Below are 17,048 nucleotides of genomic sequence, written 5' to 3'. Positions count from 1 at the left end.
CAACAATAATAAGTAATTTCGTTGCATACATCAATCCATAAATATGACGCCAGATCACCCAAAAAAATTATTTTTACTTGACGCATTTGCCTTAATCTATCGTGCCTATTATGCTTTTATAAAAAACCCAAGAATCAATAGTAAAGGACAAAATACCTCTGCTGCTTTTGGGTTTACGAATGCTTTATTGGATGTCATTAAAAAAGAAAATCCTACACACATTGCCGTGGTTTTTGATTCGCCGGAACAAACCAACAGGGTGAGTGATTTCTCGGAATATAAAGCCAATAGAGAGGAGATGCCGGAAGACATCAGAAACATGTTGGAGCCAATAAAGGCAATTATAGAGGCCTTTGATATTCCAATTTTAATCAAGCCAGGATTTGAGGCGGATGATATTATTGGAACGATAGCGAAACAAGCAGAAAAAGCAGGGTTTTTAACCTACATGATGACACCGGATAAAGATTTCGGTCAGTTAGTCTCAGAAAATATTTTCATGTATAAACCTGGCCGTGGTGGTAAACCCGCGGAAGTTTGGGGCGTACCAGAAATTAAAGAAAAATTTGGTGTAAACGATCCCATTCAAGTGATTGATATTTTGGGGTTATGGGGAGATGCGGTCGACAACATTCCAGGCATTCCAGGGATTGGAGAAAAAACGAGTAAGGTTTTGATTCAAAAATATGGTTCCGTGGAAGGTTTAATTGCACACGCCCATGAATTGAAAGGAAAACAAAAAGAAAACGTAATCAATTTTGCGGAGCAAGGACTCATGTCCAAAATGTTGGCGACTATTATTTTAGATGTGCCAGTGGAATTTGATGAATCTACTTTGATTCGAACAAAATCGGATCCGGATAAAGTAAGGGATATTTTTACAGAATTAGAGTTTAAAAATATGGCCAAGCGTGTATTGGGAGAAGAAATTATTATTCCTTCTGCAAGTGCACCTGCAGGACAGTTAGATTTATTTGGTACGCCTCAAATGGAAATGAATGTCTCAGCACATGAAACTAGCCAAGGTATAGCCCTTACTATTGCAGATACAAAACCAAATTATCAATTGGTAGTTTCTGCCGAGAAAAGAAAACAAGTTTTAGACTTGATTTTACAACAAAAAACAGTGTGTTTCGATACCGAAACAACAGGTTTAGACGCTTTAAATTGCGACATTGTTGGATTGGCCATTTCCTACCAAAAAGGGACAGGTTTTTATATCGCCATACCTAAAACGGAAGCCAAAGCTATATTAGAAGAATTTAATCCGTTTTTTGAAAGTGAGACGATTGAAAAAGTGGCACACAACTTAAAATATGACCTAAAAGTAATAGGTCAATACGGAATAGAAGTGAAAGGTCCCGTTTTTGATACCATGATTGCCCATTATTTATTTAATCCAGAAGGCAAGCATAATATGGATTATTTATCAGAATTGTATTTAAACTATAAACCAGTTTCTATTGAAACCTTGATTGGAAAAAAAGGGAAAAATCAATTGAATATGGGAGATTTAGAACCCGAAAAAATTGCAGATTACGCTTGTGAAGATGCAGATGTAACTTTACAGTTGAAAGAGATTTTTGAAAAGGAAATAAATAAGCCACATTTAAAAGATTTGTTTTATGAAATGGAAATGCCTTTGGTCGAAATTCTAAAAGAAATGGAGACAGAAGGTATTAATTTAGATGTGCCTTTATTGCATACTTTTTCAAAACAATTAGAAAAAGACTTAGACCATTTAGAGACAAAAATAAAAGAGTTGGCGGGGATGAGTGATTTTAATATTGATTCTCCCAAACAATTGGGAGAGGTTTTATTTGATCACTTAAAAATTGATGCGAAAGCTAAAAAAACAAAAACAGGTCAATATTCTACCAGTGAAGATACCTTGCAAAAACTGGCTGAAAAACATGAGATAATTCCATACATTTTAGATTATCGCTCTCTTAAAAAGTTAAAAAGTACTTATGTGGATGCATTTCCAGCTTTGGTGAATCCAAAGACAGGTAGGATTCATACCCATTATATGCAAACCATTGCGGCAACAGGTCGACTGTCTTCCACTAATCCGAATTTACAAAATATTCCTATCAGAACAGAAAGAGGCCGAGAAATGCGAAAAACGTTTATTCCAAGAAATAAAGATTTTCTTATTTTGGCAGCAGATTACTCTCAGATTGAATTAAGGATTATCGCCGCATTGGCAGAGGAAACAAACATGATTCAAGCCTTTAAAGATGGTTTAGACATTCATGCAGCTACTGCGGCCAAGGTTTTTGGTGTAGCTGATATTAAAGAGGTGACTGCAGCACAAAGAAGGTCGGCAAAAGCAGTTAATTTTGGTATTATTTATGGCCAATCTGCATTTGGCCTTGCTCAAAATTTAGGCATACCAAGAAAAGAAGCGAAAGCAATTATTGACAGTTATTTTGAAGAGTATCCTAAAATTAAGACCTATATGACGAAAGAAGTGGAGTTTGCAAGAACACACGGTTATGTAGAAACCATAATGAAGCGTAGGCGGTACTTAAAAGACATTCAGTCTAATAATGCAATTGTTAGAGGTTTTGCGGAGAGAAATGCCGTAAATGCACCTATTCAAGGGTCGGCAGCAGATGTAATAAAAATTGCCATGATTAAATTGCATAAAGCAATGAAAAAAGCGGGACTTAAATCTAAAATGCTTTTACAAGTACATGATGAATTGGTATTTGATGTGGCAAAAGACGAACAAGAAGTTTTGGCAAAAATGGTAAAAGAAAACATGGAGTCAGCTGTACAACTTTCCGTTCCTTTAGATGTTGCATACAATATTGCTGAAAATTGGTTAGACGCACATTAATTATAAATGAAAATGAACCGTTGGATAAAGCCCATCACGTTTATATTTTTTTTGTACTTCTTAGCTGCTTGTCGTTCTAAAAAAGAGAATTATGAATTTTTTAATAGGTATGTGTTTTTGGCACATACCTATGATAAATCTAATGTGCTAGATGCTAGAATCCCGGTCCTTTCCAATACTTTTAGTCAAATTTGGTTAGGCGGAGACATCCTAGATTTAGGCAAAGATACAAACGGCATTTTTACCTTAGATTATTTGGATAAGATTTTAAATATAAAGTCAAGCTCTACCCAATGGAGCCTAGGTAACCATGAAAAGCGATTTGGTCTTTCAAAAATTGCAAAATATACGCAAAAGCCAGGCTATTACGCGAAGTACATTAAGGGGATAACTTTGATCAATATAAATTCAAATTTATTAGAGTATTCGGCGGGTTGTGCAGAAAGAAACCAACAAGTAAATTTTGTATTGCAAGTATTGGATACGATTCAAAAAAGTTCGCATGTCATTCTTTTAAGTCACCATGTTATTTGGGAGGGGTTTAGTGAAGACAGTGTGTTGATGAAAGATTATGCAAACACTTCGCATTCCCATAAATTCATGTATTGTAGTCCTAATTTAACGCCACATGAAGTCTTAGCACCAAAGATAGATACTTTGATAAAAAGGAAAAAGAAAATTATTTTTCTATCCGGTGATTTTGGACAGAAAAATAGTACCTATGCTTTTCAAAATAAAAATGGGCTTACCTTTTTAGGCAATGGCATATTGGCAAGAAATAAATATAACAAAAAGTTTAATCGGCTTAAGGAAGAAGATAGTGTACTTGTTTTTTATCATTTTTACCATTCTGGAATCTTAAAATGGCAATTTGTTCCTTTAAGTGATTTGTAATTAGTATATTGCTTCTTGTAAGATATTTAAAATTCATGAAGATACTCAAAATACTATGCGTTATAATGATTGCTTTTGGTTCCTTTAATGTACATGCTAAACCTAAGGATAGTTTACAATGTTTGATTTTCAACCATACCAGTAAAAACAAAACTATAGCGTTTGAAAATAAGGAATACTTGGTTGTTTGGACAAAAAATGCGGATGGTTTTTTACAAGAAACAGAAGGCTTTTTAAATATTAAAAATGATTCCACCATTAAAATTAGTGATGACACCATAGCGCTCCATGAAATAATTGGATTCAATAAAAATAGTATTCGAAAAAAGAAAGTAGGAAAAGGCTTTATTATAAGTGGGGCTTCACTAACTTTTCTCGGTGTGGTAGGGGTTTATGCATTAACTAAAGCTAAAATAAATAATTTTACACAATTCATATCCTTTGTCGTTCTGGGGCTTATTACTGGCGGGGTAGTAATTGCTGGATTAATTTCCACTTTTGCAGGAATAGCGATTAAGGAAAGTGCAGAATCTAAACAATATAAAATGGATGTCTATGAGCCCCAAATAAAGTGGGTTTATGATTAAGTCTAAATTATAGTTCTTTTTTCTTCTCTTGGTTTTAGAGACTGAATTTATGCTAGGGCATTAAAAAAAAGTTTTAAATAGTAAAAGAAAAAGTGGAGGGAATGCCCTTTTGAATTTTAGAAGCAATTCATTTATTTTTAATTCGTGTAGTCTTGAGAAATACGAATCATGCATTCAAAAGATACAATACAGCAGACAGTATGCTTGTATTTTATCATTTTTATAAACTCGGTGAGTTGAAGTGAAATTTACGCCAATTAGTTGACCGTAAAATATTTGATTTTATTTTTTTGTATTACCTTCATAAAAAAAGTCGCGTGAAATCAAATCAAATAATTTTATTTTTAATCGTAATGTTCTTTTGTTTGCATGGATATGCCAAGCGTCCCGACAGTACCCAATGTATAATTCTCAGTCATACATCAAAAAATAGAACAATTAAATTTGAAAATTACGAATACATTATTGTTTGGGTTAATAATGGAAATGGATTACAACAATATGAAGGCTTGCTTAATATTCAGAATGATTCCATTATTCAAATTAAAAGCGAAACAATAGCGCTTCATGAAATAATTGGATTCAAAAAAAAGAGTTTTCGCCAAAAAAAAGTAGGAAAAGGTTTTATCATTGGTGGTCTAACTACAGCTACACTTGGAGGAATAGGCTTTTATGTAATAAATCATGCTGAAGCAAATACATTGGGAGGCTTTCTTTATCAGATTTTAGGGGTGTTTGTAACCGGTGGAATGGTACTTGCAGGTATTATTTACACTTTTGTTGGAGTTGCAATAAGAGAAAGTTCCGAATCCCAAAAATATACGGATGACTATTATGAAGCCAAAATAAAATGGGTAAAGCATTGAAAAATCTGCTTTTGAAATAATAAAATGGATCAGCTATGAATAAATAGAAAAATCAAGCTTAAAAAAATGATTAATTTCATTGAAATTCTATTATTATTTAGCTAAACCTTCTATTTTTGTCAGTCAACCAAATTAACACAATGAAGAAAATATTATTAATTACATTTATAGTAGGTGCATTAATGCCTGCTAGGGCAGATGAAGGCATGTTTATGCCCTTCAATTTGAAACAAATTTATAAAGACATGAAAGCAGCAGGCTTAAAAATGTCTTACAAAAAAATTTACAATGCTAAAAAACCCAGTGTAAAAGATGCGATTGTATCTTTAGGTGGTTTTTGTACGGCAGAAATCATTTCCTCTAAAGGATTAATGCTCACCAATCACCACTGTGGTTATGATGCCATTCGAGAGCAGTCTACCCCAGAGAATGATTTTTTAACAGATGGTTTTTGGGCAATGAAAACAAGCGAAGAAAGACCTATTGCTGGACTTACTGCTTCCATAGTCGTTAAAATTACTGATGTCACAGAAGAAATTAATGCAGGTTTAAATGAAAACTTATCTCCGGATGAAAGAAAGTTAATCATTTCTAGAATTTCTAAAGAATTATCAGATCAAGCTATGGAAGGTAATACTTACAAAGCTTATGTAAAACCGTTTTTTGAAGGGAATGAATTTTATTTATTTGTAACAGAAGTTTTTGAAGATGTAAGGTTAGTTGGAGCGCCACCTTCATCTATTGGAAAATATGGTGGAGATACGGATAACTGGATGTGGACAAGACACACTGGAGATTTTTCTATGTTTAGAATTTATGCTAATGCAAATAATGAGTCTGCACCATTTGCCATGGATAATAAGCCTTATACACCAAAACATTATTTACCAGTGTCTATTGCAGGAATTGAAGATGGAGATTTCACCATGATTATGGGATACCCTGGAAGTACGGATCGTTACTTAACTTCAAGAGGCGTGCAAATGGCCATTGAAAAAGACCAACCTTCAAGAGTAAGAGCTAGAGCGGAAAAATTAGAGATCATGAAAGTTGACATGAAAGCTAGTAATGCAGTCAGATTACAGTATGCTTCCAATTATGCACAAGTAAGTAATTACTGGAAATATTTTATTGGTCAAACAGAACAATTAAAAAGAAACAAAGTGTATGATAAAAAGAAAATGATTGAAGACAACTTTGTAAACTGGGTCAATGAGTCACCAGAAAGAAAAGCCAAATATGGCAACGTATTAACCGATATCGAAAAGGCTTATGCGGTGATTGAGACGTATAACCCAACGAAGGTTTATTTTTATGAAGCAATTTATTCTATTCCTTACAATCAATTTTTAATTCAACACGGCCGTTTGTATGATGAATTAAGCAAAGAAGAAGTAGACCAAGCAATGGTAGACCGTCTGGTAGATTTTTATAAAAAAGGAGCAGATGAAACTTTTAAAGGTATGAATATGCCAACAGAAAGAAGGTTAGTGTATAATTTATTAGAAATGTATGTTGCACAAGTACCAAAAGAACAATATTCTGAAGAGTTGATATCCTTGTTAAGTAACCACAGTAAAGATTTGGAATATTTTGTAAACCGTAACATGGATATTTCACCGTTTGGTGGCGAAGAAAAATATAAAGAATTTTTAAATAAGCCAACGGTAAAAGCAATGAAGGAAGATCGTTTATTTTTATTAATGAAAGATTTAATGGCGAATTATAGAACTATTTTAAGTAAAGAAGAGCTAGTGAAGGCAAATGATCAGTTAGACAATGCAAACCGTCTTTTTGTTGCAGGGTTAAGAGAAATGAATCCAGATAAAAAGTATTATCCAAATGCAAATTCTACGCTTAGATTAACTTATGGAAACGTAGGGAGATACAAAAAAAGTGATGGATTATTGTATGACTTTTATACTACCATTGAAGGCTTGATGGCCAAAGAAAATCCAGCAGATGATGAATTTATTGTACCAGCTAAATTGAAAGAGTTGTATAATAAAAAGGATTACGGTAGATATGGTCAAGATGGTACTTTAAGAGTGAATTTTATTTCTAACAATGATATCACTGGAGGAAACTCAGGAAGTCCTGTAATGAATGCCAAAGGAGAATTGATTGGTTGTGCATTTGATGGAAACTGGGAAGCTATGAGTGGTGATATTGCTTTTGAAACTACTTTTCAAAGAACAATTAGTGTAGATATTCGTTATGTATTATTTATTATTGATAAGTATGCTGGCGCAACGAACTTGATAGATGAAATGACGATTGTAGAATAATACCAATCGCTTTTAATGATATGAAGTCCCGACATTTAATGTCGGGACTTTTTTTTTGTTAAAAATTAACAGTTTAGGGATAATAAAAAGGGTTGTTATTTTAATCAATAATTATGGTATCCGAAGCTGTAAAGCTGGCACCAAATATACCGAAGCCATTTTCAATATTATTATAAACTTGAACAGGCTCAGCAAAAGGATTTCCAAAATTGTTATTGTAAACATATCTAGAGATTAAATATTGGTAATAATCGTAATTATAGGATTTGAGACTAATAATTACTTCAGTTTGTAGATTATCAATGCCGTAAACATAGGAGTCAGCAAAAAGATTAAAGGTATAGGTACTATTTTCAAATGGGGTATCCTTTAACAGAAATTCTGAAGCACAAGTGTTACCAACAGATACATCCGGTTTAGGATAAGTAGTAATAAATTCATTCGTACAACTATAAGTTTGATAGCTATCTCCTAATTGGTTAAAAGTATCTAAGCTTATCTCTTTTCTAAACATTTGTATACCGTAAAAATTATCTTCTTGGACATTATCCTTTAACGAAATGGCTGCATATATTCTTTGGTTTTCGTTTTTTGACACCGTAAAACTTTCCACGGTACCAGGGTATGGGACTGTTGTTTGTGCAGTGATTGGTGTAAAGTCCTTGTAAGATGCTTCCAGCTTATAAGTTTTACCAGCTATCACTTTGTATGCTAAAAAGTATTGTTCATTTAAAAAAGAAAGTACACCGATTGGTACACCATCTTCAAATAATTCCACCTTTGCATTTTTAGCTACTGGAAAATAAAACTTGTCATACAATAAATCGCGACTTTCGGTTAAGCCTATCCAAACCGTATCTAATTGTGTGGATATAATGCCATTTACCACAATTTTATTTTTTATTTTTTCTTGGTCTATTTTTATTTCTTTTTGACAGCTTGCGAAAAGTGAGACGCAAATCAAGATGTATAAATTTATTTTCATGGTATTAAAATTTAAATGCATAACTAACAGATGGAATCAAAGGAAAAAGACTGATTTGTTTCAAAACCTTGGTTGGATTTGGTGAAAAATCATTTGGCAGGTAGCCATATTCAATGTAAAAAGGATTTTGGCGACTATAGGCATTGTAAACCCCAAAGCTCCATATTGCCTCTCCCCATTTTTTTGGTTTGTGAATATTTACACCTAAATCTAAACGGTGATAGGAAGGCATTTTATAATCATTTTTGGCTTGAAAATTTTCAATTGGGGGATTGAAATAATATTGATTCGGATCTGAATTACTAACATTAGCCGCATACTGCTGCACTGGTAAGGTTAAAGAATTTCCTGTTCCGTAAACCCAAACTAGACCTACATCAATTTTATCATTAAATTTATAAGTCAACGCAAGACTGACATCATGTCTACGGTCGTATTTATAAGGATAAATTTTTCCAAAGTTTAGATTCTCAAACTGTCTGTTGGTCCAAGATAAAGTATAACCAATCCAGCCGGAAAGTTTCCCTACTTTTTTTTCTAATAAAATTTCGGCGCCATAACTCCAACCTTTACCAACTTCAACAATTTCTTCCCAATTTTCTCCGGCACTTAAAAAACTAGCCCCCTCTTTATAGGCAATTAAATTATTCATAGTTTTATAATATGCTTCTGTACTTATGCTGTATCCCTTTTTAAAATCTACGGCATAACCAGCAGCAATTTGATGTCCAATTTGAGGTGGTACTTTTCCTGTAGCAGGAACCCATAAATCAGTTGGTAGGCCCACAGTGGTGTTGGATAATAAATGTAAATATTGGGTCATGGCAGCGTAGGAGAGTTTTACAGATGATTTTTCATTTAAAACGTAGTTCATGGCCAATCTTGGTTGTAAAGAGTTGTAATAACTCTTATTAACGATTAAATTTGAAAAATGCAAACCGGCATTCGCACTTAGTCTTTTGGTAATCGACCAATCGTCTTCTATGTAACCATAAAATTCATGGGAATTTGTTTTGTTAGCGCCAAAAGTAGAGTCTAATGAACCAAAGCTAGAATTATTCACAATGGTGCTGACTCCAGGTCTAAAAGTGTGGTATATGTAATTGCCGCCATAAACTATTTTATGCTTAGGGTTTGGGTAAAAGAAAAAGTCAAGTTTTGCTCCCCAGTCTTGTATACCAGATAAGTATTCGAAGCTATTATTAGAAATAGGATTAGCTTTTTCGTAGTATTCACTATCTTCAAACCCGACGACAAATTTATAGTCAGAAAAATTAAGGGTTAAATTCGAAAGTAATTTCGGTGAAAATTGGTGGTTCCAGCGTAATGCAAAAATTTTATTTCCCCAATTCATACCAGCTTCGTTAGCGTAGTATCTATATTTAGTAGAGTCATAGTCGTAATACTTGTATTCATCTTCTAAATAGAATTTGTCCTTTCCCATGTAGCCACTGAGGTAAATTCTATTTTTATCATTTATTTTATAATTTACTTTCCCATTTAAATCATAGAAAAAGTAGCCTACTTTTGTTTCATAGTTAGAAGAGTTATTATTAACAGCATTAATGATTGGTCTAGCCAAAACATCAATATAGGTTCTTCTTGCTGATATCATAAAAGCCATTTTATTTTTTAAAATAGGACCACTAATCATCAATTTGGAAGAAATAATACCAATAGAACCTTCTCCATGGTATTCATTCATATTACCTTCATTCATATTGATATCAATCACGGAAGATAGTCGCCCACCATAACGGGAAGGGAATCCACCTTTAACAATTTTCACACTGTTAATAGCATCCGCATTAAACACAGAGAAAAAACCAAAAAGATGGTTGGCGTTGTAAATAGGGACCCCATCTAATAAAATTAAATTTTGATCTGGTCCGCCACCTCTCACATAAATTCCACTAGAACCTTCACTACCAGAGTGTATACCTGGCAACAAAGAAGCTGTTTTAAGAATGTCCACTTCTCCAAGTAATACTGGTAGACTTTTAACTTTATCCATGGATAAATTAATTGTACTTATCTCAGTAGATTCATGGTTTAATTGTTCTGCTGTAACTTCTACCTCATTGAGTAATTTTCCCTCGGCTAGCAGAATATCCAGTTGCAAATCATTTTCTAAATTAATTAATTTTTTTTGTGGACTATAGCCAATAGAACTGAATAAAATGCTGTGTTTCCCAGGAGGAATAGACAAAGAGTAAAATCCATAAACGTTGGTTACGGTTCCTACAGCTAATGAATCACAATAAATTCGTGCACCTATTATCGCCTCACTGGAGCTTTTATTTTTAACATAACCACTGATAGTTGTGTTTTTTTGTGCACGCAAATAGCTGGTAGGTAGGACTAATAAGAGCGCAAAAAGTAATTTTAAAACCATAAAACAATAATTTTTTTTGTTAAACGAATATTTTTCAAAAGTATTATTCGGTTATAAGACAATTATATACAGGTAAAAGTTACACACATATAAAGAATATTTGGGAATGGTTATGAATAGGGTGGTAGCGAAGGAATGCCATTTTTTATTATGGTGTAATAAAAATGCTTTTTCATGAAAAAAAATTTATTTCGCTTTTTAAAAGCAACGCGTATTTTTATGCTATTTCTTCTTTTGGAGTAAATTTTAAAAAACTTGAATCGACTATGCAATAATGGCTGGTTTCATGCAATTTTCGCATAAAAATATACTTGGCACATATTTTGAATATTGTAAGTTAATGAAAACCTTTATATCCTAAAAAAACGTATGTATAAAGGAAAATTTGTTTGTTATGTTTAGATCAATTATTTTTTTATTTTTCTTGCTATGCACGACTTTATCTTATGGTCAGATTATTAGTCAATTCGATTGGGATACAAACCCTGTAACAAGTGCTACGGTAGGGCCAAATGCCATTTCCGTTAGTGGTTCAGCCGTTTCAGATGTTGGAGGTGTGGCAGGTACAAATGGTTTAAATGCCAGTTTATCAGGAACTGCTAAGGCAGACATTAATTTAGTGATTGCCGGATCTACCTTGTTTAATGTGGATGGCATTGATTTTTCTATTGACTACCATAGGGAAGAATCTGTGGCAAACTTTTTTAACCGTGGATCAAGTTTAATAATAGGCGCTGGAAACCAATTTAAGGTAACCTATAAGGTGGATGATGGAACCGGCACTGGTGGCTCGTTGACGGTGAGTTCTGGTAATGTATATCCTATTCCAAATGATGATACTTTTAGAAGATATCGATTTTATTATTTACCCGCAACTGGAGAGGGTTTTTTAACTGTGGACGGAACTGTGGTTTGGACGCATGATGGCCCAGATAATAGAAATATGGTATGGAATACTTCAGACAATATTATTATAGGTTCTGCAATGGACGGAAGTGGAAGTAACGATACATTTTTAGATAATATGGTGATTGGATCCATTACAAATTCTGCCTTACCAGTATCCTTGACAAAATTTCAAGCAGCATTGGTATTGGATGAGGTTGTTTTAAATTGGGAAACCAAGTCTGAAATAAATAACGAAAGATTCGAAATTGAACGTTCACAAAATGGAATCGATTGGGATGTGATTGGACAGGTTAAAGGCAGTGGTAACTCCAGTGAGACTATAAATTATGCTTTTACAGATTACAACCCTATACCAGGTCAGTCGTACTATCGTTTGATTCAATTTGATTTTGATGGCGCCTCAAAAATTTATGATCCAAAATCAATCCTAAAAACAGCTGTAAATGATCAATTATTGGTTTATCCTAACCCCGCCAATCAGGCAATACGCATTTCGGGGGTTGGGGCTGAGAAGCAAGCCTACCAAATTTATACTATTCAAGGAAAAAAAATGTTTGAAGGTATGGTGTCAGATTCGAATCCAATTGATGTGAGTCCATTGAAAAATGGGTTATATATACTACTTATCAATACCACACAAAGTAAGTTTATGGTTGCCCATTGATTTTCTAATAAACAAAGGTTCCTATGGTATATTACATTTCTCTAGCGGGTAATAATTTTTTATGCTCACTTAAAAAAAATTGTTTAGCAATGCTTATATTTGAGTAAAATAACTTAGCTGGGTATATTTCAAATAACGGGTCAGCATGCCAATGAAGATTATTCATGGGGAGGTGCTTTTAATACCAGTTCAAGAGAAAAAACAGCTGCAATCACCATGAAGTTAACCTTTAGAATTCAATTGTAGGGTATTACAACTGAATACATGGTGATTAATTATATAATCAAGAAAGTATGGTCTTATATAAAGATAAGGATTTAATGAACGATAAATTAGAAGGTCTATGGATGGGCTGTTATACTTTTTTAGAATTAGATAAAAAGGAGCAAAAAACATTTTACGACATGGATAATGTAAAGACAACTTTTAAAATGTTAGACGAATGTCATGGATGAGGTTAAGGTTAGTCGTTTTAGTGTTGACCATTGCGTCTACTAAAGTTGTTCAAAGTCAGGTTGTGGCAAATGTTGTTGGTCAATTGCCTTTTCCAGTTGCAAATAATGCAGTTTGTGAAGGATTCCTTGGTAATGTTCCTTATATGTTCTCTTTTGCTGGAATAGATAGTACAAAATCACAAGTGGGCATACACCTCAAGTCATTTCGATACAACACTGTTGATAACACCAGTATGACCTTACCAAATTTACCCGATACCATGGGCAAAATTGGTTGCGCCGCAAACCGAATTGGAAATATCATTTACATCACAGGCGGCTATTATGTATTGCCAAATTTAAACGAAGTTTCTTCCAATAAAATGCACCGTTTTGATATTAACGCGAATGCATTTTTGAGTGATGGTCCGAATTTGCCGGAAGCGACAGATGACCATGTTCAAGTAGTGTGGAGAGATAGCTTGTTAATATTAATCACAGGCTGGCAAAATAGCGGAAACATCAGTAATGTCCAAATTTTTGATCCTAGTCTAAATACATGGCAAGTGGGTACGCCTGTGCCGAGTAATAATTTATACCGATCGTTCGGGTCGAGTGGGGTAGTTTTAAATAATACGATATATTATTTTGGTGGAGCGAGTTCTGGTGCTGGTTTTAATGCTCAAAATGTTTTGAGAAAGGGAGTGATTGACCATTTAAATCCTACACAAATAACATGGACGAATAGTACTTTATTTCCTACACAAGTCACCAAATACAGAAGCGCGGCAACAACAGTAGGGCATAGTATCCATTGGATTGGCGGTAGTCAAACCACTTATAACTATGATGGAATTGCATACAATGGTTCTGGAGGAGTGACAAGTTCGAATAGCGTGATGTATACCAATACTAACTTGGGACCATGGACAGTAGTTTCCTTGCCAGAAGTGCCAATGGATTTAAGGGGGATTGCAAATACCAGTGAAACTGTAAAGTATATTGCTGGAGGAATGATTGGAAATCAAGAGGTAACTAATAATGTGTACCGATTGACATGGGACCCGGTATTAAATATAGCGGAGGGAGTTGAAGAATATCATGACATAAATATTTATCCTAACCCAATGTCAAGTGAATTTACCATTCATTTTGGCGTGATTAATGCCGCTGTTGCTTATACCATTTTTACCATGGATGGCAAAGTTTTAAAAAGCGGTAGCGTGAAAAGTGAAAATGAAACAATAGGGATGCACGAATTTCAAAAAGGAAGCTACTTAGTGGTTTTAAAATTGGAAGATGGTTCCATTTATCATCAAAATATCATCAAACGATAAGCGCCAATACTGCACAATATAATTTGATATGCAAGCTGAAATAAACAGGTATTAAATGTTAATTTACTTTTTTGTTGACAAATTAAAAGTGATAGAAAAGCTATAATTGTATAGAATTAGGTAAAGTTCTGCTAACTGTTTTATTGATTAGTGAACAGGGGATTTTATTTTTTTTAAAAAAATATTACAGGATGATGCTTATCATCATGGATTTGAGTATCTTCGAAAAAAATCTCCTCAATGAAAAGTGCCTATAATAGTGTTGATTGTGCTGAATTTGTTAATCGAATTAATAATTTAACAAACGAAACAAAGCCAGAATGGGGGAAAATGAATGCCAGTCAAATGTTGGCACATTTAAATGTCTCCTACGAATTAGCATTCGACGACACCTTACCACAACCAGGTGCTTTTAAGAAATTCATGTTAAATTTATTTGTCAAAAAAATTGTAGTGGGAGATAAGCCATACAAAAAGAACAGTCCAACAGCACCTGAATTTAAAATTACTGATTCAAAAGATTTTGAAAAAGAAAAACAAAGGTTAATTGATTTTATTGACAAAACACAGAGTTTAGGGGCGGCTTATTTTGACGGAAAGGAATCAAATTCTTTCGGTAAATTATCTAAAAATGAATGGAATACTATGTTTGTAAAACATTTAAACCATCACTTGACCCAGTTTGGGGTTTGAAACCGCTGTTCAGCTTTTAACTGCCAAAGCAATTCTAATTTTATCGTAATCTAATTCCCCACGAAGTGCTTCGTAAATGGGTTTTAGTCCAGTGGGTTGTTTCAGTTGCAGGAACATAGTTTGTACCAATTCTACCTCTTTATCGGAAACATATTTACTCAAATCAATGGCTTTACCATCTGCTTTTAATTTAATTAAATGATTGATGACAGTGGTCTCTGAAATGTCTTTATGCATAGCAATTTCACTTAAAGAAAAGTCATTTTTATACAATTCCCAGGTCTCTTCATAAGTAGAGCCTTTTTTTGTTTTTTTTTGTTTTGGGGAATGGCTTGCTTCAAAATTGGCAATGGCGTTTAAAAACAATTCACCATAGGTTCTAAATTTTGCTTCTCCCATGCCTTGTACTTCCAACATTTCTAATTCAGTCCCTGGTTTTTTCACGGCCATATCCTTTAGGGCCGAGTCATGAAAAATGATATAAGCAGGAACCCCTTTTTCTTTGGCAACAATTTTTCTTGTTTGCTTTAAAGCTTCGAATAAGGAACTGCTAGTTTTAGTAATAGTTGGCCTTGCTTTACCTTTCTTTTCTTTTTCCTTTTTCGCTTTAAGCGTTTCTCTAGGTTGCGGTTTAGTTAGGTTAATAGATTTATTGGTTTTTAATATTTCATTCCCAAATTCGGTTATTTTTAAATGAAAATTTTGATCATAAGCAATCTCTATACAACCTAAGTTGACCAATTGGGTGATATAGTGTTGCCAGTCGTTAAAACTATACTCTGTGCCGGCACCATAAGTTTTTATTTCTTGGTAATTATTTTCATAAATTTCCATGGATTTAGAACCTCTTAAAATATTAATACAAGTATTAATACCAATTTTTTGGTTGGTTCTAAACAAGGCAGAAAGTGCTTTTTGGGCAATAATTTTTCCATCAATTACTTCTGGTGGATTTAAACAAACGTCACAATTTTTACAATCTTCGGGTAAATGTTCACTAAAGTAAGCCAGAAGAATTCTTCTTCTACAGGTATTGGCTTCAGCGTATTGTAAGATTCTATTAATTTTTTCTTGGTAAATGGGTTTGAATTCGCTTTCTTGAATAAAGTCATTCAACATTACCACATCCCTATAATTATAATAAAGTACAGTGTCACTTAATAACCCATCTCTACCAGCCCTACCAATTTCTTGGTAATAGCCTTCCAAGTTTTTAGGTAGGTTGTTGTGGATTACCCAGCGCACATTAGATTTGTCAATTCCCATTCCAAAGGCAATGGTGGCGCAAATAATATGGATATCATCATGGATAAAGCCATTTTGAACTTCATCCCTTGCTTCAGGCGATAGTCCTGCGTGGTAATATGCGCATGAAAGTCCAGCATTGACTAGGGTTTGGGACCATTGTTCTGTTTCTTTTCTGGAAAGACAATAAATAATCCCAGATTGCCCTTTTCTTTTTTCAATAAACTGTAAAACTTCTTTAACTTTTTTTTGTTTGGGTATTTGTGCCCTTACGGAAAGGGAAAGATTTGGTCGGTTAAAGGAGCTTAGAAAAAAACCAGGTTCCTTTAATTTCAATTGTTTAATGATATCTTTTCTGGTGATTTTATCTGCTGTAGCAGTCAAGGCCATAAAAGGAACGCCTGGGAGTTCCGCTCTTAAACTTCCTATTCTTTGGTATTCGGGTCTAAAATCATGTCCCCACATAGATACACAGTGGGCTTCATCAATTGCCACCATGCTTATTTTTAATTGATGTAACCAGGTGTCCTTAATTTGAAATAAGGTTTCTGGTGCCATGTATAATAATTTTATTTTTCCTTCAATTGCTTCGCGAACCAATATTTCTTTATTCATTGCAGATACAGAACTATTGAAATAGGCAGCAGGGATACCATTTTCTAAAAGTGCATCTACCTGATCTTTCATGAGGGAAATTAAGGGAGAAATAACCAAAGTTAGATTTGGGAAAAGCATGGCTGGTAGCTGAAAACAAATGGATTTACCACCACCAGTAGGCATCAGTACTAAGGAATCTTTTTCTTCTAGAATAGAGGTAATGATTTCCGCTTGTTGCGGCCTAAAACTATCATATCCAAAATATTGTTTTAATACGTTTTTTAAATCTAAGGCCATTTTCCAAAGGTA

General features: G+C 33.8%; 12 protein-coding genes and 1 pseudogene. 10 read left to right on the top strand and 3 right to left on the bottom strand.

Going from position 1 to position 17,048, the window contains the following annotated elements:
* The first annotated feature begins 43 nt into the window (after positions 1–43).
* The 5 genes from polA (at position 44) to DNU06_RS10825 (ending at position 7,480) form a co-directional block, all read left to right on the top strand.
* Entirely contained in the window at positions 44–2,845 is a 2,802-nt protein-coding gene (polA, locus tag DNU06_RS10845) for a DNA polymerase I (protein WP_111063358.1), read from the top strand.
* A 6-nt stretch (positions 2,846–2,851) separates the two neighbouring features.
* The gene (locus tag DNU06_RS10840; protein WP_111063357.1) at positions 2,852–3,739 is read left to right on the top strand and encodes a hypothetical protein; all 888 of its coding nucleotides are present in this window, start codon (positions 2,852–2,854) and stop codon (positions 3,737–3,739) included.
* A 35-nt stretch (positions 3,740–3,774) separates the two neighbouring features.
* Positions 3,775–4,326 carry a hypothetical protein gene (locus tag DNU06_RS10835; protein WP_146239217.1) on the top strand — a complete coding sequence of 184 codons (552 nt, stop codon included), beginning with the start codon at positions 3,775–3,777 and terminating at the stop codon, positions 4,324–4,326.
* A 317-nt stretch (positions 4,327–4,643) separates the two neighbouring features.
* Complete coding sequence (locus DNU06_RS10830) at positions 4,644–5,192, top strand: hypothetical protein (RefSeq protein WP_111063355.1); 549 nt, start codon at positions 4,644–4,646, stop codon at positions 5,190–5,192.
* A 140-nt stretch (positions 5,193–5,332) separates the two neighbouring features.
* Positions 5,333–7,480 (top strand): S46 family peptidase, encoded by a 2,148-nt coding sequence (locus tag DNU06_RS10825; RefSeq protein ID WP_111063354.1) that lies wholly within the window; start codon positions 5,333–5,335, stop codon positions 7,478–7,480.
* 100 nt (positions 7,481–7,580) lie between these two features.
* Here the strand turns inward: DNU06_RS10825 and DNU06_RS10820 are convergent, their stop codons facing one another.
* Positions 7,581–8,465 carry a DUF4249 domain-containing protein gene (locus tag DNU06_RS10820; RefSeq protein WP_158526878.1) on the bottom strand — a complete coding sequence of 295 codons (885 nt, stop codon included), beginning with the start codon at positions 8,463–8,465 and terminating at the stop codon, positions 7,581–7,583.
* A gap of 4 nt (positions 8,466–8,469) precedes the next feature.
* Entirely contained in the window at positions 8,470–10,860 is a 2,391-nt protein-coding gene (locus DNU06_RS10815) for a TonB-dependent receptor (protein WP_111063352.1), read from the bottom strand.
* A 394-nt stretch (positions 10,861–11,254) separates the two neighbouring features.
* Between DNU06_RS10815 and DNU06_RS10810 the strand changes: the two genes are divergently transcribed.
* From DNU06_RS10810 to DNU06_RS10795, 5 genes and pseudogenes are all read left to right on the top strand, one after another.
* Positions 11,255–12,433 (top strand): T9SS type A sorting domain-containing protein, encoded by a 1,179-nt coding sequence (locus tag DNU06_RS10810; protein ID WP_111063351.1) that lies wholly within the window; start codon positions 11,255–11,257, stop codon positions 12,431–12,433.
* Between the two features lie 117 nt (positions 12,434–12,550).
* A pseudogene (locus DNU06_RS18205) lies at positions 12,551–12,679 on the top strand (SIMPL domain-containing protein); the annotation flags it as partial.
* Positions 12,680–12,726: 47 nt separating this feature from the next.
* Complete coding sequence (locus tag DNU06_RS17845; RefSeq protein WP_158526877.1) at positions 12,727–12,888, top strand: hypothetical protein; 162 nt, start codon at positions 12,727–12,729, stop codon at positions 12,886–12,888.
* Positions 12,876–14,204, top strand: a complete 1,329-nt coding sequence (locus DNU06_RS10800) for a T9SS C-terminal target domain-containing protein (RefSeq protein WP_111063350.1) — start codon at positions 12,876–12,878, stop codon at positions 14,202–14,204. Before DNU06_RS17845 ends, DNU06_RS10800 begins: the two co-directional genes overlap by 13 nt.
* A 240-nt stretch (positions 14,205–14,444) precedes the next feature.
* Positions 14,445–14,897, top strand: a complete 453-nt coding sequence (locus tag DNU06_RS10795; RefSeq protein ID WP_111063349.1) for a DUF1569 domain-containing protein — start codon at positions 14,445–14,447, stop codon at positions 14,895–14,897.
* A gap of 9 nt (positions 14,898–14,906) precedes the next feature.
* Here DNU06_RS10795 and recQ read toward each other — a convergent pair whose 3' ends face one another.
* Complete coding sequence (recQ, locus tag DNU06_RS10790; RefSeq protein WP_111063348.1) at positions 14,907–17,036, bottom strand: DNA helicase RecQ; 2,130 nt, start codon at positions 17,034–17,036, stop codon at positions 14,907–14,909.
* Between the last annotated feature and the right edge of the window lie 12 nt (positions 17,037–17,048).

Origin of the sequence: Putridiphycobacter roseus, assembly GCF_003234935.1 — a bacterium.
GTDB lineage: Bacteria > Bacteroidota > Bacteroidia > Flavobacteriales_D > Crocinitomicaceae > Putridiphycobacter > Putridiphycobacter roseus.
The sequence above is the reverse complement of the archived record's forward strand: the minus strand, read 5'-3'. Positions and strand labels throughout refer to the sequence as shown.

Excerpts from the sequence above, each read along its gene's own strand:
- polA (WP_111063358.1), top strand. The coding sequence starts at position 44 with ATGACGCCAGATCACCCAAAAAAATTATTTTTACTTGACGCATTTGCC.
- DNU06_RS10840 (WP_111063357.1), top strand. The coding sequence starts at position 2,852 with ATGAAAATGAACCGTTGGATAAAGCCCATCACGTTTATATTTTTTTTG.
- DNU06_RS10835 (WP_146239217.1), top strand. The coding sequence starts at position 3,775 with ATGAAGATACTCAAAATACTATGCGTTATAATGATTGCTTTTGGTTCC.
- DNU06_RS10825 (WP_111063354.1), top strand. The coding sequence starts at position 5,333 with ATGAAGAAAATATTATTAATTACATTTATAGTAGGTGCATTAATGCCT.
- DNU06_RS10820 (WP_158526878.1), bottom strand. The coding sequence starts at position 8,465 with ATGAAAATAAATTTATACATCTTGATTTGCGTCTCACTTTTCGCAAGC.
- DNU06_RS10815 (WP_111063352.1), bottom strand. The coding sequence starts at position 10,860 with ATGGTTTTAAAATTACTTTTTGCGCTCTTATTAGTCCTACCTACCAGC.
- DNU06_RS10810 (WP_111063351.1), top strand. The coding sequence starts at position 11,255 with ATGTTTAGATCAATTATTTTTTTATTTTTCTTGCTATGCACGACTTTA.
- DNU06_RS17845 (WP_158526877.1), top strand. The coding sequence starts at position 12,727 with ATGGTCTTATATAAAGATAAGGATTTAATGAACGATAAATTAGAAGGT.
- DNU06_RS10800 (WP_111063350.1), top strand. The coding sequence starts at position 12,876 with ATGTCATGGATGAGGTTAAGGTTAGTCGTTTTAGTGTTGACCATTGCG.
- DNU06_RS10795 (WP_111063349.1), top strand. The coding sequence starts at position 14,445 with ATGAAAAGTGCCTATAATAGTGTTGATTGTGCTGAATTTGTTAATCGA.
- recQ (WP_111063348.1), bottom strand. The coding sequence starts at position 17,036 with ATGGCCTTAGATTTAAAAAACGTATTAAAACAATATTTTGGATATGAT.